The sequence below is a fragment of the Algibacter sp. 2305UL17-15 genome, from assembly GCF_040720935.1.
Lineage (GTDB): Bacteria > Bacteroidota > Bacteroidia > Flavobacteriales > Flavobacteriaceae > Jejuia.
Map to the genome: position 1 here is coordinate 1 of NZ_JBFDAE010000030.1, position 5,928 is coordinate 5,928.

The 5,928-nt window shown below is 48.1% G+C and carries 2 tRNA genes and 2 rRNA genes; all 4 read left to right on the top strand.

Annotation, left to right across the window (positions count from 1 at the left end):
• Positions 1-676 precede the first annotated feature (676 nt).
• The 4 genes from ABXQ82_RS18630 to ABXQ82_RS18645 all read left to right on the top strand — a co-directional run bounded on the left by ABXQ82_RS18630 (position 677) and on the right by ABXQ82_RS18645 (position 5,928).
• Positions 677-2,194, top strand: a 16S ribosomal RNA gene (locus ABXQ82_RS18630).
• Between the two features lie 189 nt (positions 2,195-2,383).
• Positions 2,384-2,457: transfer RNA gene (locus ABXQ82_RS18635), tRNA-Ile, on the top strand.
• Positions 2,458-2,627: 170 nt separating this feature from the next.
• A tRNA-Ala gene (locus ABXQ82_RS18640) sits at positions 2,628-2,701 on the top strand.
• Between the two features lie 384 nt (positions 2,702-3,085).
• Positions 3,086-5,928, top strand: a 23S ribosomal RNA gene (locus ABXQ82_RS18645).
• Together the 16S and 23S rRNA genes with 2 tRNA genes alongside form the textbook arrangement of a ribosomal RNA operon.

Here is a 5,928-nt window from a genome sequence, read left to right on the forward strand (position 1 = left end):
GCCCTCCATATATATACAAGTATTTCCAGCCCTCCTTGCGCCTTAGCGCCTTAGCGCGATAATATTATGGAACAAATTAACGCCGCATTTTCTGCCGCCGGGCAGTCTTGCGCCATAAAACCAGGGCCGCATGGTTCCAGAATCCCCCAAACCCATCCACCGATCCCTCAACTGTTGATAAAAACCGTGGCCATAAACAGCACATAACAAGGCAGTTAAAAGCTTGGTAAAAAAAAGATAAAAAAAACACGGAAAAATGCATTGCGCAATTAAAAAAGGATAGTATGTTTGCAGCCGCTAAAAAAGGCATCGGCCCTATGGCGAGAGTTCATTTACAGGTACTGGAATACCCAAGAAAAGGTCATCAAAAACTTTTTCAAAAAAAAGGTTAAAAAGTATTGTAGGGTTGAAAAAAGGGTTTTATATTTGCACCCGCTTAGCAAGGAAACGAGCTGGGAGGACAAAAAAAACACCGCTCGCACTTTTGGCAAGGGCCAAAGGGAAAGGCATCCCCCCCCCCTTCGGGGAGGCCGAGAGGGGAAGTTCATAGACATATTGAATTGACAGCGTAAGGAGTAAATCGGAAACGATTTATTCCAACAAAGAGAATAGACCATTTAGAGCACTAGGGATTCTTATCGGTTGTTAAAAGAACAGTCGCAAGACTTAAAAATTAACGATGAAGAGTTTGATCCTGGCTCAGGATGAACGCTAGCGGCAGGCCTAACACATGCAAGTCGAGGGGTAACAGGGGAGCTTGCTCCCGCTGACGACCGGCGCACGGGTGCGTAACGCGTATACAATCTGCCTTGTACTGGGGGATAGCCTTTAGAAATGAAGATTAACACCCCATAGTATGTTCGGTTCGCATGGACAGGACATTAAAGGTCACGGTACAAGATGAGTATGCGTCCTATTAGTTAGTTGGTGTGGTAACGGCACACCAAGACAGCGATAGGTAGGGGCCCTGAGAGGGGGATCCCCCACACTGGTACTGAGACACGGACCAGACTCCTACGGGAGGCAGCAGTGAGGAATATTGGACAATGGGGGCAACCCTGATCCAGCCATGCCGCGTGCAGGAAGACTGCCCTATGGGTTGTAAACTGCTTTTATACGGGAAGAAACCGTGCTACGTGTAGCACCTTGACGGTACCGTAAGAATAAGGATCGGCTAACTCCGTGCCAGCAGCCGCGGTAATACGGAGGATCCAAGCGTTATCCGGAATCATTGGGTTTAAAGGGTCCGTAGGTGGATGATTAAGTCAGGGGTGAAAGTCTGCAGCTCAACTGTAGAATTGCCCTTGATACTGGTTATCTTGAATTATTATGAAGTGGTTAGAATATGTAGTGTAGCGGTGAAATGCATAGATATTACATAGAATACCAATTGCGAAGGCAGATCACTAATAATATATTGACACTGATGGACGAAAGCGTGGGTAGCGAACAGGATTAGATACCCTGGTAGTCCACGCCGTAAACGATGGATACTAGCTGTTGGGCCCCGGCTCAGTGGCTAAGCGAAAGTGATAAGTATCCCACCTGGGGAGTACGTTCGCAAGAATGAAACTCAAAGGAATTGACGGGGGCCCGCACAAGCGGTGGAGCATGTGGTTTAATTCGATGATACGCGAGGAACCTTACCAGGGCTTAAATGTAGATTGACAGGTTTAGAGATAGACTTTCCTTCGGGCAATCTACAAGGTGCTGCATGGTTGTCGTCAGCTCGTGCCGTGAGGTGTCAGGTTAAGTCCTATAACGAGCGCAACCCCTGTTGTTAGTTGCCAGCATGTAAAGATGGGAACTCTAGCAAGACTGCCGGTGCAAACCGTGAGGAAGGTGGGGATGACGTCAAATCATCACGGCCCTTACGTCCTGGGCTACACACGTGCTACAATGGTGGGGACAGAGAGCAGCCACTGGGCGACCAGGAGCGAATCTATAAACCCCATCACAGTTCGGATCGGAGTCTGCAACTCGACTCCGTGAAGCTGGAATCGCTAGTAATCGGATATCAGCCATGATCCGGTGAATACGTTCCCGGGCCTTGTACACACCGCCCGTCAAGCCATGGAAGCTGGGAGTGCCTGAAGTCCGTCACCGCAAGGAGCGGCCTAGGGTAAAATCGGTAACTAGGGCTAAGTCGTAACAAGGTAGCCGTACCGGAAGGTGCGGCTGGAACACCTCCTTTCTAGAGACCTGCCTGCCGGAGCGATCCGCGCAGGCACGGAAGACGACCGATTAAGTATCAACGAACTACTGCGATAAGTAGTCTGTTCTCATTGCTGTTAATTTAAATTTATATAGTAAAAAGTCATTAGTAATTAGATGTTGGTCTTGTGCTAACTACTAATAACTAAAGGCTAACGACTAAAAAAACAGTCTCATAGCTCAGCTGGTTAGAGCGCTACACTGATAATGTAGAGGTCGGCAGTTCGAGTCTGCCTGAGACTACGAAGCACGAAAGTGCTGAGTATGCCCGCGAAGGTGGGTGTCCGTTAAAGGCCAGCGCAAAGTTGGCCGGTAACAGGAACGTTCATTACATATTGAAAGGAAATTTTAGAAGTTGGGAATCCATCTTATTGGAATTTGGAATTTTAAATTTTGGAATTTCGTTTCTAAACGGGGGATTAGCTCAGCTGGCTAGAGCGCCTGCCTTGCACGCAGGAGGTCATCGGTTCGACTCCGATATTCTCCACTATTTTCTTCTTGGGAAGAAACGTTCATTACATATTGAAATAGAGTTTTAGTCATATTATGGGACTAGAGCGTCCCGATTTGCATCGGGAAGGTCATCGGTTCGACTCCGATATTCTCCACTATTAATTCTGAATTCAAAATTCTGAATTCAGAATTAAAAACGTTCATTGACATATTGAAAAAAGATACATGAAAATACGATTGGATTTAATCCAATCTATTTAAGTAATAATTAAGATCAATTAGGATCACGCGAGCGATATACTAATTGATCAAACGTTTAGTTTATAGGACTAAAGGAACAATAATTGGTATTTATTTACTGAGAACTGCGACTGAAAACTGTAAACTGAACAGTAACTCATTAAAAAAGCAAAAAGTACAATAAGCTACAAAAGAGCGTATGGGGAATGCCTAGGCTCTCAGAGGCGATGAAGGACGTGATAAGCTGCGAAAAGCTGCGGGGACGGGCACATACCGATCGATCCGCAGATATCCGAATGGGGCAACCCAGCATGTTGAAGACATGTTATCCGCAAGGAGGCGAACCCGGAGAACTGAAACATCTAAGTACCCGGAGGAGAAGAAAACAAAAGTGATTCCGATAGTAGCGGCGAGCGAAATCGGATTAGCCCAAACCAATGTTGTTACGGCAACATTGGGGTTGTAGGACCACGAGATTAGGACCATGATGAACTAGAACGCTTTGGAAAGAGCGACCGTAGGGGGTGATAGTCCCGTATAGGCAAAGATTGGCGATATAGTGGTATCCTGAGTAGTGCGGGGCACGTGAAACCCTGTGTGAATTTGGCGGGACCATCCGTTAAGGCTAAATACTCCTGAGAGACCGATAGTGAACCAGTACCGTGAGGGAAAGGTGAAAAGAACCCTGAATAAGGGAGTGAAACAGAACCTGAAACCATACGCTTACAAGCGGTCGGAGTCACGCGTTTCGCGTGATGACGGCGTGCCTTTTGCATAATGAGCCTACGAGTTACCGTTGCTAGCAAGGTTAAGTACTTCAGGTACGGATCCGAAGCGAAAGCGAGTCTGAACAGGGCGCTTTAGTTAGTAGTGGTAGACGCGAAACCGTGTGATCTACCCATGGGCAGGGTGAAGCTGTGGTAACACACAGTGGAGGCCCGAACCGATATACGTTGAAAAGTGTTCGGATGACCTGTGGGTAGGGGTGAAAGGCCAATCAAACTCGGAAATAGCTCGTACTCCCCGAAATGCATTTAGGTGCAGCGTTGATTTATAGTTTTATAGAGGTAGAGCTACTGATTGGATGCGGGGGCTTCACCGCCTACCAATTCCTGACAAACTCCGAATGCTATAAAATGTTGGTCAGCAGTGAGGGCATGGGTGCTAAGGTCCATGTCCGAGAGGGAAAGAACCCAGACCACCGGCTAAGGTCCCAAAATATATGTTAAGTTGAACTAACGAGGTGAAACTGCTTAGACAGCTAGGATGTTGGCTTGGAAGCAGCCATTCATTTAAAGAGTGCGTAACAGCTCACTAGTCGAGCGGTTTTGCATGGATAATAATCGGGCATAAACATATTACCGAAGCTATGGTCACGCCTTTTGGCGTGAGGTAGGGGAGCATTGTAGTGTCGTCGAAGGTTTGCCGTGAGGCATTCTGGAGAAGCTACAAAAGAAAATGTAGGCATAAGTAACGATAATGCGGGCGAGAAACCCGCACTCCGAAAGACTAAGGTTTCCTCAGCTATGCTAATCAGCTGAGGGTTAGTCGGGACCTAACGCGAACCCGAAAGGGGTAGTGGATGGCCAACAGGTTAATATTCCTGTACCCGCTCTCATTAAAAGTGACGGAGGCGAAAATTTGGTGCGTACTGACGGAATAGTACGTTGAACCACGCTAAAGCGTGGGATAGTACACTAAGGCCCCGGCCGCGGTGATAATCCAGAGGATCGACTTCCAAGAAAAGCGAGAGAAGCGGCCCGTACCCTAAACCGACACAGGTAGTTGGGATGAGAATTCTAAGGAGCTCGAGAGATTCATGGCTAAGGAACTAGGCAAAATAGACTCGTAACTTCGGGAGAAGAGTCGCCACGCCTTTGGCGTGGCCGCAGTGAAAAGGTCCAGGCGACTGTTTATCAAAAACACAGGGCTATGCTAAATTGAAAGATGACGTATATGGCCTGACACCTGCCCGGTGCTGGAAGGTTAAGTGGAGGGTTTATCACGCCTCGGCGTGAGAAGATCTTAAATGAAGCCCCAGTAAACGGCGGCCGTAACTATAACGGTCCTAAGGTAGCGAAATTCCTTGTCGGGTAAGTTCCGACCTGCACGAATGGTGCAACGATCTGGACACTGTCTCAGCCATGAGCTCGGTGAAATTGTAGTATCGGTGAAGATGCCGATTACCCGCTGTGGGACGAAAAGACCCCGTGCACCTTTACTATAGCTTAGTATTGGTTTTGGATAAGTAATGTGTAGGATAGGTGGGAGACTTTGAAGCGGCGTCGCCAGGCGTCGTGGAGTCATTGTTGAAATACCACCCTTTGCTTATCTAGAGTCTAACCACGCAACAGCGTGGGACAGTGCTTGGTGGGTAGTTTGACTGGGGTGGTCGCCTCCAAAAGAGTAACGGAGGCTTCTAAAGGTTCCCTCAATACGGTTGGTAATCGTGTGCAGAGTGCAATGGCATAAGGGAGCTTGACTGAGAGACCTACAAGTCGATCAGGTACGAAAGTAGAGCATAGTGATCCGGTGGTTCCGCATGGAAGGGCCATCGCTCAAAGGATAAAAGGTACGCCGGGGATAACAGGCTGATCTCCCCCAAGAGCTCATATCGACGGGGGGGTTTGGCACCTCGATGTCGGCTCGTCACATCCTGGGGCTGGAGAAGGTCCCAAGGGTTGGGCTGTTCGCCCATTAAAGTGGCACGCGAGCTGGGTTCAGAACGTCGTGAGACAGTTCGGTCTCTATCTACAGTGGGCGCTAGAAATTTGAGTGGATCTGACCCTAGTACGAGAGGACCGGGTTGGACGAACCTCTGGTGTACCAGTTGTTCCGCCAGGAGCATTGCTGGGTAGCTACGTTCGGAAGGGATAAGCGCTGAAAGCATATAAGCGCGAAACCCACCACAAGATGAGATTTCTTTAAAGGGTCCCCGTAGACTACGGGGTCGATAGGCTATAGGTGTAAGGGCAGTAATGTCGTAGCCGAGTAGTACTAATAACCCATAGGCTTATTGTA